Annotated in this window: 18 protein-coding genes; 2 read left to right on the plus strand and 16 right to left on the minus strand. The window is 30.1% G+C overall.

Going from position 1 to position 19,588, the window contains the following annotated elements; genetic code table 11:
* Positions 1–48 precede the first annotated feature (48 nt).
* From H9661_RS01735 to ychF, 4 genes are all read right to left on the minus strand, one after another.
* Positions 49–549 (minus strand): FtsB/FtsL family cell division protein, encoded by a 501-nt coding sequence (locus H9661_RS01735; RefSeq protein WP_143314410.1) that lies wholly within the window; start codon positions 547–549, stop codon positions 49–51.
* A gap of 34 nt (positions 550–583) precedes the next feature.
* Entirely contained in the window at positions 584–1,516 is a 933-nt protein-coding gene (gene rsmH, locus H9661_RS01740; RefSeq protein WP_191767558.1) for a 16S rRNA (cytosine(1402)-N(4))-methyltransferase RsmH, read from the minus strand.
* 11 nt (positions 1,517–1,527) lie between these two features.
* On the minus strand, positions 1,528–1,956 hold the full coding sequence (gene mraZ, locus H9661_RS01745; protein ID WP_143314413.1) for a division/cell wall cluster transcriptional repressor MraZ: 429 nt from the start codon (positions 1,954–1,956) through the stop codon (positions 1,528–1,530).
* Positions 1,957–2,304: 348 nt separating this feature from the next.
* On the minus strand, positions 2,305–3,402 hold the full coding sequence (ychF, locus tag H9661_RS01750) for a redox-regulated ATPase YchF (RefSeq protein WP_191767559.1): 1,098 nt from the start codon (positions 3,400–3,402) through the stop codon (positions 2,305–2,307).
* A 219-nt stretch (positions 3,403–3,621) separates the two neighbouring features.
* Here ychF and pdaA point away from each other — a divergent pair, with 219 nt between their 5' ends.
* Positions 3,622–4,407 (plus strand): delta-lactam-biosynthetic de-N-acetylase, encoded by a 786-nt coding sequence (gene pdaA, locus H9661_RS01755; RefSeq protein ID WP_143314417.1) that lies wholly within the window; start codon positions 3,622–3,624, stop codon positions 4,405–4,407.
* A 143-nt stretch (positions 4,408–4,550) separates the two neighbouring features.
* Here pdaA and H9661_RS01760 read toward each other — a convergent pair whose 3' ends face one another.
* The 9 genes from H9661_RS01760 to H9661_RS01800 all read right to left on the minus strand — a co-directional run bounded on the left by H9661_RS01760 (position 4,551) and on the right by H9661_RS01800 (position 14,573).
* Positions 4,551–5,201: a cyclodeaminase/cyclohydrolase family protein gene (locus H9661_RS01760; RefSeq protein WP_143314419.1), complete on the minus strand. Its 651-nt coding sequence runs from the start codon at positions 5,199–5,201 to the stop codon at positions 4,551–4,553.
* A 28-nt stretch (positions 5,202–5,229) separates the two neighbouring features.
* On the minus strand, positions 5,230–6,144 hold the full coding sequence (locus H9661_RS01765) for an AEC family transporter (protein WP_143314421.1): 915 nt from the start codon (positions 6,142–6,144) through the stop codon (positions 5,230–5,232).
* A gap of 98 nt (positions 6,145–6,242) precedes the next feature.
* Complete coding sequence (locus H9661_RS01770) at positions 6,243–7,388, minus strand: glycosyltransferase (protein ID WP_143314423.1); 1,146 nt, start codon at positions 7,386–7,388, stop codon at positions 6,243–6,245.
* 3 nt (positions 7,389–7,391) lie between these two features.
* Positions 7,392–8,669, minus strand: coding sequence for a glycosyltransferase (locus tag H9661_RS01775; protein WP_143314424.1), 1,278 nt, complete (start codon positions 8,667–8,669; stop codon positions 7,392–7,394).
* Positions 8,670–8,678: 9 nt separating this feature from the next.
* On the minus strand, positions 8,679–10,205 hold the full coding sequence (murJ, locus tag H9661_RS01780; protein ID WP_191767560.1) for a murein biosynthesis integral membrane protein MurJ: 1,527 nt from the start codon (positions 10,203–10,205) through the stop codon (positions 8,679–8,681).
* 11 nt (positions 10,206–10,216) lie between these two features.
* Positions 10,217–10,924 (minus strand): WecB/TagA/CpsF family glycosyltransferase, encoded by a 708-nt coding sequence (locus H9661_RS01785; protein ID WP_143314428.1) that lies wholly within the window; start codon positions 10,922–10,924, stop codon positions 10,217–10,219.
* Positions 10,925–10,933: 9 nt separating this feature from the next.
* Positions 10,934–12,022, minus strand: coding sequence for a tetratricopeptide repeat protein (locus H9661_RS01790; RefSeq protein WP_143314430.1), 1,089 nt, complete (start codon positions 12,020–12,022; stop codon positions 10,934–10,936).
* A gap of 93 nt (positions 12,023–12,115) precedes the next feature.
* A complete protein-coding gene (locus tag H9661_RS01795; RefSeq protein WP_191767561.1) occupies positions 12,116–13,840 on the minus strand; it encodes a phosphohexomutase domain-containing protein in 1,725 nt (574 codons plus the stop codon).
* A 112-nt stretch (positions 13,841–13,952) separates the two neighbouring features.
* A complete protein-coding gene (locus tag H9661_RS01800; protein ID WP_243129494.1) occupies positions 13,953–14,573 on the minus strand; it encodes a 50S ribosomal protein L25 in 621 nt (206 codons plus the stop codon).
* Positions 14,574–14,797: 224 nt separating this feature from the next.
* On the opposite strand from H9661_RS01800, the gene H9661_RS01805 reads away from it, so the two are divergent.
* Positions 14,798–16,258 carry an aminotransferase class I/II-fold pyridoxal phosphate-dependent enzyme gene (locus H9661_RS01805; RefSeq protein WP_191767562.1) on the plus strand — a complete coding sequence of 487 codons (1,461 nt, stop codon included), beginning with the start codon at positions 14,798–14,800 and terminating at the stop codon, positions 16,256–16,258.
* 163 nt (positions 16,259–16,421) lie between these two features.
* Here the strand turns inward: H9661_RS01805 and H9661_RS01810 are convergent, their stop codons facing one another.
* From H9661_RS01810 to H9661_RS01820, 3 genes are read right to left on the minus strand one after another with little or no spacing between them, the layout of a single operon-like run.
* Positions 16,422–16,772 carry a DUF1667 domain-containing protein gene (locus tag H9661_RS01810; RefSeq protein WP_143314435.1) on the minus strand — a complete coding sequence of 117 codons (351 nt, stop codon included), beginning with the start codon at positions 16,770–16,772 and terminating at the stop codon, positions 16,422–16,424.
* A gap of 3 nt (positions 16,773–16,775) precedes the next feature.
* On the minus strand, positions 16,776–18,029 hold the full coding sequence (locus H9661_RS01815) for an NAD(P)/FAD-dependent oxidoreductase (protein ID WP_143314437.1): 1,254 nt from the start codon (positions 18,027–18,029) through the stop codon (positions 16,776–16,778).
* 15 nt (positions 18,030–18,044) lie between these two features.
* Positions 18,045–19,472 carry an NAD(P)/FAD-dependent oxidoreductase gene (locus tag H9661_RS01820; protein ID WP_143314439.1) on the minus strand — a complete coding sequence of 476 codons (1,428 nt, stop codon included), beginning with the start codon at positions 19,470–19,472 and terminating at the stop codon, positions 18,045–18,047.
* Positions 19,473–19,588: the final 116 nt, after the last annotated feature.

Raw genomic sequence — 19,588 nt, forward strand, 5'->3', positions numbered from 1 at the left:
CTAACGCCTCCGTCAATATTCTTTGATAAACAAACTTAGGATGCACTGCTATTTTAGCGCATCCATTAGCTTTGAAAACAATGTTTCTTGATTCGTCTTATCTTCTGTTTTTTTCTTATCTTTATCTTCAAGATATCCCTTAGGAATCTCTATTTGTATCCTATTGTCCTTTGTAGGTACAAACATACCCAATCTTTGTTCCGCTTGAGTTTTAATATTATCAAGAGTACCAACTTTTAAAAGTTCAACTCTTAAAGCTTCATTTTCATCATTTAGATTCTTAATTTGAGAATCTATATTTCCTACTTCCTTTTGCATATTATATACTTTGACATCCCTTGATATAGTGACCATCCCAACAAAAAAAATAACACATGCAATTTGAACTGCAGCTTTTCTAACACCCTTTTGTTCTTCTAATTTTCTTTTATTCCTATCTCTCTTTGAACGTTTTAGTTCTTCATACTTCTTTTTGTCCTTTTCATTACTTTTCCTATGTGGACTTATAGCATTATTGCCTTTTACATAATCATATTCTTTCACTATCATAATATTCACACCCCGGTTTATTTATAACTATAGTCTAAATTCTTTCTACTATTCTAAGTTTTGCACTTCTACTTCTAGGATTCTCTTCAACCTCTTCACTTGTTGGTTCTATAGCTTTTCTACTTACCAATTTTACTAAAGGTTCTTTCCCACATACGCAAACTGGAAATTCTTTAGGACAAGTACATGGATTTGCTAACTCCCTAAATTTCAATTTTACTATTCTATCTTCTAAGGAATGGAATGTTATTATCGCCATTCTTCCTCCTTTGTTTAACCTATTAACTCCATCTTCTATCGCTTTATTAAGAATTCTAAGTTCCCCATTCACTTCAATTCTTATAGCTTGAAAAGTTCTCTTTGCAGGATGTGGACCTTCTCTTCGAGCCTTTGCCGGTATTGCATTTTTAATTATTTCAACTAGTTCTAACGTTGTTTCAATAGACTTTTCAACTCTCCTATCTACAATAAAAGTTGCTATTCTCTTGGCAAACCTTTCTTCTCCATAATCCTTAATTATTCTATATAGTTCATCCATAGAATAATTATTAATAATCTCATATGCTGAAAAATCATTTTCTCTATTCATTCGCATATCTAAAGGAGCATCTTTCATATAACTAAAACCTCTTTCCCCTTCATCTAGTTGATACGAAGAAACTCCAAGATCCATAAGAATACCATCCACTTTAGGTATATCTATAGATTCTAAAATATTGTCTATATTATAGAAATTGTTATGTACAAACTGTACATTTTTATAATTTTTTAACTTTTCTTTAGCAGCCTTTAGTGCATCATTATCTTGATCGATTCCAACTAACAATCCATTTTCAGAAAGTCTTCTTAAAACTTGGCTTGAATGACCAGCACCCCCAAGAGTACAATCAACATATATACCATCTTTTTTTATGTCTAAGCCTTCAAGGCACTCATCTAATAAAACCGATACATGTTTAAATTCCATATTAAAACTCCTTATATTCCTAATTCGCTCATTTTCTCCGCAATTGATTCGTAATCCACATTTGAATCATTGTATTCCATCCACTTTTCTTTACTCCATATTTCTACTCTGGTTAAAACTCCTATACTTACTATGTCCTTTTCTATAATTGCATATTCTTTAAGATTCTGTGGAATCAATACTCTTCCTTGCTTATCCATATCTACTTCGCAAGCTCCAGCAAAGAAAAATCTAACAAAGGCTCTAGCATCTTTATTAGTTAAAGGTAGTGTTTTTAACTTTTCTTCCATTTTTTTCCATTCGTTGAGCGGATATACATATAGGCAACCATCTAACCCCTTGGTAATAACAAATTTATTTCCAAGATCCTCCCTTAACTTGGAGGGTACAATCATTCTATTTTTCACATCTAAGGCATGTTGATATTCACCTATTAACATAAAATGTACTCCTCAATATTCATTTTGGTATTTGTGCTCTACTTATAACCACTTCACTCCACTTTAACCCACTTTTTTATTACTATTCGTTAAATAATTTAAATATCCTCTTTTTTTATTGATTTATTTTTTAAATTTTATAATAAAAAAGTAAATAAAGAGCTAAGCAAATATTGCCTAGCCCTTATATACACTAACTTGAAAACACTTTTTATCAATTATTAATTTTTTATTAAATTAATTTTTTTATAAAAATATCTTTTACATACTCCCAAACCACTTGGTATTTCTATGTTTTTTTGTAACTTCTTGTAGCCACAGTCGCAAACTATTAAAATAGTTAGTTCACTAAACATTAAATCTAAAATTAACTATATCTCCATCTTTCATAACATACTCTTTGCCTTCAAGTCTGTATAATCCTTTTTCTTTCGCCTTAGCTTCAGAACCACATTCTACAAGATCATCATACGAAACCACTTCCGCTCTAATAAACCCTCTCTCTATGTCAGAATGAATCTTACCTGCTGCTGCAGGTGCCTTTGTTCCTTCTTTAATAGTCCATGCTCTAACTTCTTGCACTCCAGCTGTTAAGAAACTCATAAGTCCTAACAGTTTATATGATGCTTGTATTAATTTATCAAGTCCAGATTCTTCTAATCCATATTCGGCCAACATTTCTGATTTTTCCTCATCATCAATTCCTGATAATTCTTCTTCTAATTTTGCACAAACTACCATAACTCCTGAGTTTTCCTTTTCTGCATAACTTCTAACAGTCTCAACATATTTATTATTTGGATTTCCACTTGCTATATCATCTTCTGATACATTGCAAGCATATAATACTGGTTTAGAAGTAATTAGGAAAAGACTTTTAATAAAAGTAGCTTCATCGTCTGTAACTTCCATTGTTCTAACCGGAAGATTCTTTTCCAAATGAGCTTTAACCTTCTCCATTAACTCATATTCTGCTTTTGCTGCTTTATCACCTGACCTGGCAAGCTTAACTGATTTTTCCAATCTTCTTTCTAAAACTTCTAAATCTGAAAAAATAAGTTCTAAATTTATTGTTTCAATATCCCTAATTGGGTCTACACTACCTTCTACATGCACTACATTTCCATCATCAAAACATCTTACAACATGGACAATAGATGCAACTTCCCTAATGTGTGACAAGAATTTATTCCCTAAACCTTCTCCTTTAGAAGCTCCTTTAACTAATCCTGCTATATCATAAAATTCTATTGAAGTGTATACTTTTTTCTTTGTATTATATAGCTTCTCCAATACATCTAATCTTTTATCTGGCACAGAAACAACCCCAACATTTGGTTCAATTGTGCAGAATGGGTAATTTGCTGATTCTGCTCCTGCTTTTGTTATTGCATTAAACAAAGTACTTTTGCCTACATTTGGCAACCCTACAATTCCTAACTTCATTATGTACATTCCTTTCTCATCTTAAAACTAGCCTCTTGATTATTCTACATTATAATATATCACAAAACTCTTCCAAAATAAACTTTAAAAATCCAAAACAAAAACGAGAAAGAATTTATTCTTTCATAATTACTCACAATTAAATTTTTTATAGTATTTATATTTCTTCTTGTGGACATAATACTTTTAAGAGTAATTAAGAAATAGGTGATATTATTTATGAAGAAAAAACTTTTTATATATTTTTTAACAACTTCATTGATAGTTGGATTCTTGGCATATCCCAGACCTGTAGAAGCATTTTCCTTTGGCAGCGAACTCAATTGGTACTTCGTCCCAACCAAGGAAAAAGGGAAAATACCAGAACCTGCAAAAGAGTCAATAAGCTTCCTTAAAGATTGTAATGGATATTACTTAGGAGACACATCACAAAAAACATTATACCTAACTTTTGATGAGGGATATGAAAAAGGATATACTAGTGCAATTTTAGACACATTAAAAGAGTTAGAAGTTCCAGCTGCTTTTTTTGTTGTAAAGCCATACATAGACAATGAGCCAGACTTAATAAGGAGAATGGTAGATGAAGGTCATTTAGTTTGCAATCATTCTAATCATCATCATTCAATGCCTTCAGTACATAACATAGAAAAATTCAACAGTGAGCTAAATGATGTTGAAGAAGCTTATAAATCTCTTATCGGTGAAGATATGCCAAAATTTTTCAGACCTCCTATGGGAAAATACTCTAAAGAGTCTTTAGAAAAAACAAAAGAATTAGGTTATAAAACAATTTTTTGGAGCTTTGCATATAAAGATTGGTTTGTTAACGATCAACCTTCAGAAGACTATGCTATAAAGAAAATTGAAAACGGAGTGCATCCTGGTGGAATAATTCTTCTTCATGCAGTTTCTAAAACTAATATGAAAGTTTTAAAAACAGTATTAACAGATCTAAAAAATGAAGGATATGAATTTAAATCTTTATCAGAACTTCCTGAATAATGTAGAAAACTTAAACTTGAATTTATCTTTCTCATTTTAATGTTTTCATTAAACTTATCAATATATGTAGATAGTCAGGCAATCCACTTAGATTCCTGACTACTTCCATTAACATATCATTTTCCCAATTAATAAATGTTTTACTATTTACCTGGATATATTATCTCATTTACTTTTTTACAAATTGCCTCTTTTCTCTTTAATGAATCAACTTCTATACTAGCTATTTCCATTTCAATACCTTTTGAAAAACTTTTTTCTCTTAATGAATTTAAGTTAACTTTTACATTTATTATAGATGTTTCTATTGCCGCATGCAAAAGAATTGCTGCACAGCCTGCATCAGAAAGTAACATCTTATTGCCGTATTTCACTGCAATATCAATATTATCATAAAACTTATACCCTTCTTTTGCAAGTTCTAAAGGAGCCTTCATAGCTTTTAAAGTTCCTTCAAGTATCCCTTTATTTCTTTTTTCTTTTTCTTCATCTGTATCTTTCTTTAACTTATAACAATCCATAAGTTCATTAAAGTATCTTCTATCATCTTCCATCAAAATTAAAGATTTCTTAGTAAACTTTTTTGAAGCTTCGCAAAAATCTAAAATCACCTTTTTAGTATCTATATCCAATGCTTCAAATGATTTTTTATTTACTGTTAATGAATACACCATTGAATTTAAACTTCCTGCAAGCGCAGAAACAAGTCCCGCCACACTTCCTCCACCTGGAGATGGTGAACTTGAAGATAAATCCTCAATAAACTCTCCTACCCTATAATCTTTAAACTCCATTAAAATCACGTCCTTACAATACATAAATTTACGATATAATTTTCAAAACTATTGGAAAACTTACTATAGAAAACAAGGTAGTTACAAAAACTATTATAGCTGCATAACTACTTTCCTTATTATAGCTCTCTGCTATTATTGATGTCATTGTTGCCGCTGGCATAGATTGAAGCACTATTATTGTATTAATTAATATACTATCATCTTTCACAAGCTTTGCAAATAAAATAATAGCTAAAGGAATTATTATTAACCTTATAAAAGTTCCATAATACACGGTTATATCCCTAAAAGCTTCCTTCATATTTACCTTTGATAATACACATCCTATTATTATCATGGACAACGGTGTTGTCATGTCTCCTACTAATTTAAAGCTTTTATACAAGGTTCCAGGTAATTCTACATTAAATAATAAAATAGAGATTCCAATATATACTGCCACTATTCCTGGAGTAAACAGAACTTTCCTAATATCCTTAATAGCAAAGTTATCTGAATAAAGCACAATTCCATATGTCCACAAAAACAAATTGAATAGAACATTAAATATAGCTGTATACACTACACCTTCAGCCCCATATATGCTGCTTACTATAGGAAACCCAACAAACCCACAGTTAGAAAATACATTTGCAAACTGTAATACATTTCTTTTACTCTTATCTTTAATTACTAAAAGCAATATGTATGATATTATTCCAGTTATAATAAAACAAAAAAAGCTATAAAAAAAAGACCTTAAAATATTGCTCTTCATACTTTCATCAAACTTTAAACTAAAAGATGTAATTATCAAAAGAGGAAGCGTTATATTCATAAGAATTCTAGTTAGTCCCTTTTGAATTTCACCAGTTATTATATTCCTCTTTACTCCATACAATCCTACTAGAATTATCAAAAATAAGGATATAACGTTGTCCATCACTGCTTTTATCTCCATATATTTTCACCTAAATCCCCAAATTTTATTATTGTACTTTTAAACATAATTATATTATAAAAAAGAGTGATATCAACACTCTTTTTTACAGCCTATTTTTATTTACTTAAAACATCTTTATATATTTTCTTTATCTTTCCTATAATTACTTCCTCACCATAATTACTTATACATTTTTCTCGTATCAACTCATTATCAAAATCATTAATGTTTTCAACAAAATTCATTAGCCCTTCAACTAAAGCATTATGATTTTTATTTTCTACTATGATCCCATTGTAATCCTTAATAATGTCTTCAGCGCCACCATTTTTAGTTCCAAGAACAGGTTTACCAAGTGCCATCGCTTCAATATAGACAACTCCAAAAGTTTCATATTCAGATGCTAGAACAAAACCATCAAATTCATTCATAACTTTAACCACATCATCTCTTCCAACAGCGCCTAAAAAAGTAACTCGTCCTTCAAGTCCAAGCTCTCTTGTTAATGATTCCAATTCACTTCTTTTTTCTCCATCTCCACCTATAGTAAGAGTAACATTATCTTCACTAAATGCTTCACTAAATGCTCTAATAAGTCTATCCATACCTTTTCCTTCAACTAAGTATGCTAAAGAAAATAATTTAATTTCTTTTGAAGTTTCAATCTTTTCTTCAACACTAGTTCTTGAGAAATCAACCAAGTTATGTATTACTTCTATATCATTATCTGTGTACTTAGTCATTTCCTTCTTAAGCCCATTTCCAACAGCTATTAATTTATCAGCCGAATCATATGAATATTTAATCCATTTAAAATAACTCTCTTTAACATACTTACTATTTTCTAGAGATGTATGCTCTGTAAGTATAAATGGAACATTATATTTTTTTGCTACATATGCAGCAGAAATCCCACCCCAAAAAGCTGAGTGAGCATGGATTAAATCCACCTTTCCTTCTTTATTTACTATTTCAAGGTAAAGTTTTTCCATTCGCTTATTAAAACTCTTAAACATCCTAGGATTCTTAGGGAAAAAGTTATAGTCTTTGTATCTATAAGTTCTTAAATCTTCTTCAATATTAAAACTTAATCTTCTCTTTTCATTAACTCTCCCTAGCAAAGTTAAAGGCCAAATCTCATTATAAGCCACAGATATTTTCTCACCACTTCTCTGGAGCGCCTGAAACTGTTCTTTAAAAAAACTCCCATGAACTTTATTTCTAGGCGAGGCATACCAAGATGGCACAACCATTATATGCATAATCTACACCTCTAATATTTTATTTAATCTTTCAACTATTGTGTTCCACTCATAAGAATAATCTGGTTCAGTAAATAATTCTTCCTTCTCTTTTTGTAAAAGGTTAACCAAATTTGCTTTAATATCATCTCTGTTATTGTCAGCAGTAACACATCTATCATGATTTTCAACCAACTTCCGAATAGGATCATGATTATCACCATATATAGCAAATATCTTTCCTCTAGCACCAAAATACTCATAAACTTTTGCAGGTATCTGCTTAGATTCCCTATTTCCAAAAAGCAATAATATATCAGACTTCAACATATACTTGATTGCTTCATTAAATGGTATTCGTTTAGATACAGTAACAACTTCTAAAGAATCTAACTTTTCCTTCGCTTTTGCATCATCAATATTTCCAAAGAATAATACATTCATCTTTTTATATAGCAAAGAATTTTCTTCCTTTATTTCTTCTAAAGCCTTAATGAAAGGATTTATATCTCTAAGTTTTGAAAATATTTCACCAGCATAAATAATATTTATTTTATCATTTTTAATCAATTTAGGTTTTTCTTCCTTATTTATTTTTTCAAATAATTTAGAATCAAAACCTCTAGTTATAATATAGGTCTTTTCCTTATCAATACCATAACTTTTTATATAATCTTGTCTATTATCTTCTGTTACAAAAATAAATTTATCAGCTAAATTAACTATCTTCTTTTCCATACTTGCTTCAATGCTCTTTTTAACGAAATTAGATCTTAATCTAGTTGAATCCTTAAGCCATGGATCACTCCAATATGTTATCCATGGAACATTATTATACTTTTTCTTTATATTATATCCACATAAATGAGAAGATGGAGGTTCATGCATTGAAAATATTACATTAAATTTCTCTTCTTCCATCAACTTAATTCCATATTTACTAGCTTTTTTTGACCATATATAATACATATCTGGAATTACTACTGCATTTTTAATATTTCTAAGAATTTTTAATTTCCTTATTGACCCACTAGAAGGAGCTGTCTCTAATTCATTTTCTGAGTTTCTTGGAACTAGCTTATTAAATAGCTTCCCTCCTTCAATCAGATGTGTCTTTATATCTGAACTTATCATTTTACTTAACTCTTCATCATAGTATATTGAATCCTTTGGAAAATCTACCGTTAAAAGATGAACTTCATTTTCTTCTATTTCACTAAGTTTATTTAAGTACTGTAAAGTCTCAATTGCTGCTGAATTATTAATGAATGGCGAATAACACGCAATAAATAATATTTTCATTTTTTCCTCCTATGAACTAATTTTATTTTTCAATACAATTAGTATTTCTCTAACTTCATCTATTTTTAATATATAAGTAAAGCAGAAATAAACTAATGCACCAATAATAGTTCCAATTAATATATGAATAATTATAGGAAAACTTATAGTAATCTTACTTATTATCCCTATAATAATTACCATCCCTAAAGTAGAAAGGATAACCTTCACTAACTTTCCAAATAATAATTTAACATTCAACTTTCCCTGTAGCTTAACAATATTCCTAATGAGCAAAAGTGCTGTTACTAACATTGCTACTGAAGAAGCTATAGCAATACCTAAAATCCCTAAGTTTTTAGATAATGTTATGCTCAATACAATATTTATTATCATTCCTATAACTCCATTAGTTGCTGTAAGTTTTGTTTTTCCCATAGAAAACAAAGTTGAATTTAGTATATCTCTAACGCCTGTAAAGAATATTCCAAACGAATATCCAAACAGAGCTAATGTTACTAGTAATTGAGAGCTTTCCTCATATTTAAAAAATACAATCCTAACTATATCATTTCCATACAATAGCATACCTGCTGTAATAGGAACTAGTAACAATGCTAAATATATCACCGATTTTGATAACACTTCTAAAAACTCTTTATTCTTTCCTTCGCTTTGTCTATTAGCCAAAATAGGATATACAACTGTAGATATCGATGTGGTTACAATTGTATTTATAAAAGAGATCAAAAGTTGAGCATTATCTAATGTAGTTAAAGCACCTTTATCAAGACCTGAAGCTATATTTTTATCAACAACCATATTTAACGAATTTGCACCAGCCCCAACCATAACCGGTAATATTAATATGATAATTCTCTTTACTCTCTCATCTTTTAAGTCAATAAAGAATCTATACCTATAGCCATGTTTTTTTAATGATGGTACTTGAACTACTACTCTTGCAAAATTACCAATTACATTTGCAATAGTCAATCCATATATATTGAAATCCTTAAATATTATTAAATAAATTATCATAGGCAAATTAAAGAACAATCCAAGTATAGATGGAATTACAAAATCTTCATGAATTTGTAATATAGCCGTAAAGCATGCATTTATAGACAAGAACATCAAGTTTATTAATGTTATTCTAGTTAGTTTTGTTGCTATAATCATCGTTTCAGGATCAACCTTATCTCTATTCATAAATAGTCCTGTAATTTGCTCTGGAAAAAAACTTGCAACCACAAAGATTACCAATGATATAAAAAAAAGTATATTTATTATATTGTTGGCGAACTTATGCATTTCACTTTTTCCTTTTTTTACCTTAACATTACTAAGCATGGGTAAAAATGATGTTGAAATAGCAAGACCAACTAAGGTAAAAATTATATCTGGAATAGATGCTGCTGCTTTATATGCATCAGATTCTATTCCTGCCGGAAACCTTACTCCGATTAAAAAATCTCTAGCAAAACCCATGCACCTGCTTATTAAAGCAACTACCATAACTATAGCAGTCGACTTAATCAAACTATTTTTCTTCATATATTCACCCACTACTTACTTTTAGCTACTCTCCACAAAAATCGTGGAATTACTCCTAATCTTTTAATCCTACTTGGTTCATTTGAAACTCTGTACAACCATTCAAGTCCCAAAGAAATCATCCATTTCGGTGCTCTTTTAACATTTCCAGCAAAAACATCAAAACTACCACCCACTCCCATATATATTTTACATGGAAGCTTATCCATATTATTAATTATAAAATTTTCTTGTCTAGGACATCCCATAGCCACAAATATCGCCCATGGCTTCTTATCTTTTATATCTTGAACAATATCATCACAATTATCTAAATCAAAATATCCATTATGAGCCCCAACAATGTTAATAGTAGGTATATCTTTTTTAATATTCTTAATACATTCCTGTAGAGTCTCTTCCTTTGCTCCAAGTAGATAAATGCCTTTACCTTCATTAGCACCCTTATATAAAATTCCCTTCATAACTTCAATTCCTGCAATCTTCTCTTTAACAGGATTTTTTACCATCCTTGAAGCAATTACAGTTCCAACACCATCAGGAATTATTACAGAATACTCTGAATTAAAATTTTCATTAAGACTTTTATCTTCTAATCCATTAAATAGGATCTCTGGATTGCCAGAAACTATATTTACTTTATCTTTTTCAAAAATCTCATTTAATAATTCTGATTTACTCTTATTAAAAATCTTATATCCTAAAATTTTTGTATACATATAAACTCCTTATTTTGCTAACATTCTATCAATTTGTTGTACAATCTCATCTTCAGGATTTAATTTTCTAGCTATATCCAAGTGTAGTTTTGCTTCTCTTTCATTACCTAAATTAAGATAACACATTACTATATTTGTACATATTTCAATATCCCTTGAAGCCTCAAATCCTTTTTTAAAATATTTTATAGCCTGTTCAAAATCTCCGATGCAAGCATAATTAACTCCAAGTTCATTTACTACTTCTAGAATACCTGACTCTATATCTAAACTTTCATTTAAATAATATATTGCTTTTTCATAGTTTTCAATTTTTCTATATGCTACTGCTAAGTAATAGTAAAGCAAAGGATTTTTTTCAAAATTATCAATTAGTGATAAAAATATTCCTATAGATTTTTCAGGACTTTCGTCTAACATATCTATAGCCTTTTCATATGAAGTAACATTCTCAATATCATTCATTATTACCTTAATATCTTCACTTACTTCCCCACCTTTATTTACATACTCATTAATATCTACTTTAGCACCTCTATAATCACCTTTAGCTTTAAGTATTAAGGCATTATAAAGATATGGCTCTGACAAGTTTGGAAATTCACCTTTTCCCTCTTCGATATCTTGCAATAAAATCTCTTCAAAAGCACTATCTCCTTCTCTTATAGCCTCGCCAATTAATAAAAGTTTTTTATAATATTCTTCATTTCCACTAGCTAAATATAGTCCTCTTACTAAAAGATAAGCTTCAACCAGGTCATTTTCCTTTATTCTATTTGTAACTAGTGATCTTCCACATTCTTCACTTTCTTTTATGTTATTTAAAACAATAATATAATCTTCGCTATATATAAGATTTTCATCTGCACCCAATGCAATTAACATCCCTTCGATAAAATAATATATAGGCAAATTACTAATTTTTATCTCATCATTCACATTACTTGTAATGTATTTAGAGCTAATTGGCACATATAAATCTTTGGTCTTCAAAGAAATTTTTTTCGATATATTGGTACTATTCTTAAAACCTTCCCAATCTACCTCTAAGAACAATAATTTATTTAATTTATCTTTAAATACTGTTTTATAATCCATTCGGCACCACCTAACCATTTTATGTCTCTTATAATTATACCCCAAAACAGAAAAAATGCTATCATCTTTCAAAATGATAGCATTTTCTTAATTTTATTTTAATTTTTTATTTATTATTTCCATTACTTTTTCTTTAAATCTTTGGATTTCTGTTTCAGCATTCTCTAAGCTATTTCCTTTAACTGCAAGATATACTTTCATTTTAGGTTCTGTACCCGAAGGTCTTACAACAAAATATGAATCATCTTCTAATATAAACTTCAATACATTAGAAGTTGGAAGATTAATATCCTTATTCTCTGCCTTAATTAAATTTTCTTCAACCTTTAGTTTATAATCTAATTTAGTTACAACCTTTACTCGATCAACTTCATTTAATGTAGAGCTTCTTAATCCATCAATACAAGTTGCAATCTTTTCTGCTCCTTCTTTTCCTGCAAGTTCTAAAGAAACTAGTTCTTCCTTAAAGAATCCATGTTTTTTATAAAGTTTAATTAAAGCTTCATAAAGACTCATTCCTTCTTCTTTATAATAAAGAGTCATTTCAGCAATAAGCATAGAAGCTATAACAGCATCCTTATCTCTTACAAAATCACCTGCAAGGTATCCATAGCTTTCTTCAAATCCAAATAAGTATTTCTTTTCTCCTGAAGTATTAAATTCTTGAATTTTTTCTCCAATATACTTAAATCCAGTTAATACATCCATAATTTCTATACCATAGCTTTCAGCTATTTTTCTAGCACCTTCTGTTGTAACAATTGTTTTTATTACAACTCCGTTATTTGGTAATTTTCCTGTCTCTTTTAGCGAACTTAATATATAGTTAGTTAACAGTAAACCTGTTTGATTTCCTGTTAAAACCTTATATTCTCCATTTCCAACATTAACAACAACACCAATTCTATCACAATCTGGATCAGTACCAAATATAATATCTGGCACTTCTTTCTTAGCCATATCTAATGCCAATTCAAATACTTTTGGTAGCTCTGGATTTGGATAAGGTGCAGTTGGAAAATCTCCATTTGGAGCCTCCTGCTCTTTAACCACTTTAACATTATTGTAACCTAATTCGTTTAATACTCTTCTAACAGGTACATTTCCACTTCCGTGAATTGGGGTATATATTATTTTTAAATCCTTTGCTTTATCTCTTACTAAATTCTCTCTTATAGTTAGTCCTTTTACCTTCTCTATATATGCTTTATCAACTTCTTCACCGATATACTTAAGTAATCCTTTTTCAATTGCTACACCTTCTGCAATTGATTTCAATTCTTCAAAACTTTCAATAGCATTTACAGCTGAAATTATTTTGTTAGCTTTTTCATCAGTTACTTGTCCACCAAACTCATCATACACTTTGTATCCATTATATTGTTTAGGATTATGAGATGCAGTAACAACTATACCACCTTGACAATTTAAATGTCTAACTGAAAATGAAAGCACTGGTGTTGGTCTTAAACTCTCATACAAATAAACCTTTACTCCATTTGCACATAAAGTTAATGCTGCCGCCTTTGCAAATTCCTTTGACATATTTCTTGAATCATAAGCTATTGCGATAGATGGTTCTTTAAAGTTTTCATTTAAGTAATTTGCAAACCCTTGTGTGGCCTTTGATACTGTATATATATTCATTCTATTAGTACCAGCTCCTATTACTCCTCTCAACCCACCTGTACCAAATTCTAAATCCTTATAAAATCTATCTTCAATCTCCTTGTCATCTTTTATATTACGTAATTCTTCCTTGATTTCTTCACTTATAATACTTGAGTTTAACCAGTTTGTATACTTATCTTTATACACTAATACCCCTCCTCCTATTCTTTACAAATATATTATACAACATAAATTACAATTTACAATGGGAAAGTTAATTTTTCCCATTTTTTTCTAAACGAGGGGTATCACTCCCCTATCAGTCTTCTGACTTTTTCTCTTCTTTATCCGTATCACGATTTTCCATTTCTTGCTCTCCTAATTGAGATGTTAATCTATTTTCATTACTAATTGAAGCAACTACTGTATGAATATCATCTATAATTGAAATTTCTTCTCCAAACTCTAGATCTTCAAACCTATATACATCTCCTAATTTTCCTTTTGATACATCAACTTTAAATGATCTTGGTAAATCATCGGGTTTACAGGTTACTTTAACAACTGCTTTTTCTTTTTGAAGAACAGCACCTTTATTATTTAGCCACTCTTCTCCAACAAATTGAATAGGTACTTCGGATTGGATTTCTTTATTTGTTGTTATTTCTTCTAAATCTATATGAATTACCTTATGTGATACCGGATCTCTTTGAACTTCTTTTAGTAAAGCTTTTTCACTTCTCCCATTTAAATTAAAATTAATTATTCCATGTTCTCCTGATAAAGATAATTCTCTTCTTAATTCTAGTTCTCCAACTTCAAACAAAAAATTTTCCACCCTTTTTCCGTATAAAATTCCTGGAACAAATCCTTTTCTTCTCTCTCTTCTAGCAGAATGTCCTGATACTATATTTCTCTCCATCAATTCTAAATTATTCAAAGTTTTTTCACTCCTTATTTTATAAACTCTTTTTAATTATTCCAAGAATTTATAAAAATTATACAAATGAATTTAAAATTGCCATTTAATTTTCGAATCATTTACATCAAATTCTTTGAAAACTCATATATTAATATTGCATCCTACAAATTTATACAATATAATCATATAGGATTAATTTCTAAAAAAATAATTAAACTAAACTCATGAAAGCGGGTGTATAAATGAACAAATTTGATCAAAATAGAACTCCTTTATTTGATGCATTAAAAGAATACGTGAACAGAGATACTCTACCATTCCATGTACCTGGACACAAAAAAGGAGTAGGTATAGATAACGAATTTAAGAATTTTATGGGAGAAAACCCTTTTAAGATAGATGTTACAGTATTCAAACTAGTAGATAGCTTACATCATCCAACAGGCCCTATTAAAGAAGCTCAAGAACTTGCTGCAGATGCATATGGTGCAGATGCTAGTTTTTTTTCAATTCATGGAACTTCTGGTGCTATACAAGCAATGATTATGTCTGTTGTATCTGATGGAGATAAAATAATAGTTCCTAGAAACGTTCATAAATCTGTTACTGCCGGAATTATATTAAGCGGAGCTACTCCTGTATTTATGCAACCTGAACTTGACAAAAAATTAGGAATTGCTCACGGAGTTACTCCTTCAACAGTTAAAGAAACCCTTGATTCCAACCCTGATGCCAAAGCCGTACTCCTAATTAATCCTACTTACTATGGAGTATCTACTGATATTAAGAAAATCGCAGATATAGTTCATGAATATAATATACCATTAATTGTAGACGAAGCTCATGGCCCACACTTGGCATTTTCAGATAAACTTCCAATGTCAGCTATAGAAGCAGGAGCAGACATTTGTGCTCAAAGTACACATAAAATTATAGGATCATTAACTCAAGGCTCTCTACTTCATGTAAAAGGCAACTTAGTTAGTCCTAAAAAAGTACAACAAAGATTAAATCTTTTACAAACCACTTCTCCTTCTTATATTTTAATGGCATCTTTAGACTGTGCTAGAAGACAAATTGCTTTAGATGGAAAAAAACTTTTAGATCAAGCCATAAAGTTATGCGATTATACAAGGGAAGAAATAAATAAGATACCTGGTTTTTATTGTTTTGGAAAAGAAGTACTAGGAAAAGATGGCTCTTATGCTTTTGATTCTACTAAACTTACTATATCCTGTAGAGAACTAGGGATAACTGGATACGAACTAGATACAATATTAGCTGATAAATACCATATTCAAATGGAATTATCTGATTTTTATAATGTTTTAGCTGTTGGATCTTTTGGTGATACAAAGGAAGGTATGGACAAATTATTAAATGCCTTAAAAGAAATATCAAGAGAATTTATTGGAAAAAGACCAGCAACGCCTGACTTTTTGGACATTCCATCCATTCCAAAAAAAATACTAGAACCACGTGAAGCCTTTAACGCTAAAAAAGAAGATACTTTACTTGAAGAAAGTGAAGGCAAAATTTCTGGAGAATTTCTTTTAGCCTATCCACCAGGTATACCATTACTTTGCCCTGGTGAAAAAATTACTAAAGAAATCATAGATTATGTAGATGATTTAAAACGTGCTAATCTTTATGTTCAAGGGACAGAAGATTCTACAGTAACTTATATAAAAACTGTCATTTAGCTTTTTTATCTTATCCTATAGAGTAGAGATTTAAAATTTCTATTCTATAGTTTTTTTATACAATAGCAAAGTATGCAATCATTGTTTGTAAGATACTAATTCATTAGCTGTAAAAATAAGGTTTAGAAGCAACTTAATCACAAAGCTGCTTCTAAGCCTTCTATTACTTCCAAACATTTTTTGTTGCAACAACATCAACACCAGTTTGAAGTACATCTTTAATTAAAACATCTCCTATTTTAACTGGAGCATTTACACTAATTCTATTTATTTCCTCCATACACCTCATAGTAAGACCTTTTGGTATTGGCTTTTGAGTTTTTACTGGAACTACTTGCACTTCTCTTCCATTAACCTTTACTGTTGAAGTTATTATTCTAACTGGATTTGTAACTTCATTTACTCCATACTCAGCTCCTCTAGGACAAGTATTTCCACTAACTTTTAAAGTGTCCTCTTCAACCTTTAAATGACAGCCTTTAGGACAACATATACATATTAATTCTCTTTCCATTTTCTACTCACCATCCTCTAATGATATTGTTATATCTTCTTTAACTTTTTCTAATAGCACTTTACTTAAAACCACTTTTTCCATTTCTGATGGTGCCAAATGAGCTCTTTTAAATTTAGCTATAATCTCGTCTCCACTTCTAACTACTAGTGCTTTGTTGTGATATATATTATTTACTCTCATAAATACAGTTAACTTATCTTTAACATCATCTATATTTAATCTTTGTGGAACTGTATAATTAACATTATTACCATTAATTATATTTACATATTTATCTTTCTTTAGTTCATTTCTTATATATCTAGCTGCTGAAATACCTGTACGTTTTGATTCCTCTGTTACAAAATCAACTAAGTCATGAACATGAACTACATTACCACAGGCAAATATTCCATCTACTGATGTCTCCATACTTTCTGTAACTTTTAATCCATTTGTTCTTCTATCAGGTTCAATTCCAGCATTAATAGATAATTCATTTTCTGGTATTAGTCCTACTGATAACAACAAAGTATCTGCATCAAATGTTATTTCTGTCCCTTTAATAGGTCTTCTGTTTTCATCTACCTTTGCTATTACTACTTTTTCAACTCTTTCTTTACCTATAATATCTACAACTGTATGGGATAGATATAATGGAATATCATAATCATTTAAGCATTGTACTATATTTCTATTTAATCCATTTGAATATGGACATAATTCTACTACTGCTTTAACTTTTGCTCCTTCAAGAGTCATTCTCCTTGCCATTATAAGACCAATATCACCAGATCCTAAAATAACAACTTCCTTTCCAGGCATATACCCTTCAACATTAATATATCTTTGAGCTGCACCTGCACTAAATACACCTGCTGGTCTATCACCTGGTATATTTATCGCCCCTCTTGTCCTTTCTCTGCATCCCATTGAAAGGATTATAGCCTTGGCTTCAAGTTCCATATATCCTTCTTCTGAATTTATTGCATAAACTTTTTTATCCTTTGTTATTTCTAATACCATAGTATCAAGTTTCACTTCTATATCAGTATCTTTTACCATTTCAATAAATCTACTTGCATATTCTGGACCTGTAAGTTCTTCTTTGAAAGTATGTAACCCAAAGCCATTATGAATACATTGATTTAGTATTCCACCTAATTCTTTATCTCTTTCTATAATTAATATCTTTTTTATTCCATTATTATATGCTTCATAAGCTGCTGCAAGGCCTGCTGGTCCTCCACCTACTACGATTAATTCATAACTCATAACTTTGTCCCCCTTCTACTTAGTTTTCCCTACTAATATATAAGATTTATCTTTTTCCAACATAACACTTTCTAATGGAACATCATATTCCCTTGCTATTATCTCTTGAACTTTTGGTCCACAGAATCCACCTTGACATCTTCCCATTCCTGGTCTACATCTTCTCTTTACTCCATCTAAGGATATGCTTCCAAAACTTCTTTTTATTGCATCAACTATTTCTCCTTCTGTTATACTTTCACATCTACAAACAATTCTCCCATACTCAGGATTTTCTTTTATAAGATTAGCCTTATCCTTTGGTTCCAATTCCATAAAATGAATTTGATCTCTTTTTGCTATGAAATCTTCTTTTTTCTCTAAGCTACATCCTGCTTTTTCTAATATACTAACTACATCTAGTGCTATAGCTGGAGCTGAAGATAATCCTGGTGATTTCATTCCTGCAACATCTACAAAACCTTTTACTTCGTCATTTTCTTCTACTATAAAGTCACCTGTATCTGGATTAGCTCTAAGGCCTGCAAAATTTCTTATTCCTTCTCTAAAATTAACTTTTGTTGTAGTTTTCATAGCAGATTCTCTTATTTCTTCTAATCCTTCTGCAATTGTTCCTAAATCTTCTTTATCTTCTATATCTCTTGCATCAGGCCCAACTAATAAATTTCCATGAACAGTTGGTGTTACTAATACTCCTTTTCCAAGCTTTGATGGACATTGGAATATTGTATGACTAACTAAACTTCCTTGGCTTTTATCCATTACATAATATTCACCACTTCTTGGAATTATCTTAAAGCTTTCTTTACAAATTAAATTGTGTATCTTATCAGCATAAACTCCAGCAGCATTTATAACAAATTTAGCTTCTACTATTTCCCCATCCTTAGTTGAAATTTTAAAGGAATCATCTTTTTCTATTGAAACAACTTCTTTTCTCAATTTAATTTCTCCACCATTTAAAACTCCATTTTCTGCTAAAGCTATAGTATATTCAAATGGTCCAACTATACCACCAGTTGGTGCATATAATGCTCCTTTTATATCTTCATTAAGGTTTGGTTCTAATTCTAAGGTTTCTTCCTTTGTTAAAATCTTCAAATCCTTAACTCCTATTTTGCTTCCATTTTCATAAAGGTTTTTTACTGTATTCATATCTTCATCATCAAAAGCTAATATAAGTGATCCGTTTCTCTTAAAAGGAACGCTTAACTCCTTACATAAATCACCAAACATTTCATTTCCTTTAACATTGTACTTTGCCATTAAAGTATCTTCCTTAGGATCATATCCTGCATGCACTATTGCCGAATTTGCTTTACTTGTTCCTAGTGAAACATCATTTTCTTTTTCTAACACAACTACCTTTAAGTTATACTTGGTTAATTCTCTAAATATGGAACATCCTATGACACCTGCTCCAATTATTGCTACATCATACATATTAAACCCTCCTTAATTACGTAAAAAAAGCCAAGCTAAAAACAAGGTGAATAATCACCAAATTTTTTATGCTTGACTCTAAATTCTCTCAGCATTTTATTATTTATTTTATACTT

It is taken from the genome of Clostridium cibarium (assembly GCF_014836335.1).
GTDB classification, from domain to species: Bacteria; Bacillota; Clostridia; order Clostridiales; family Clostridiaceae; genus Clostridium; species Clostridium cibarium.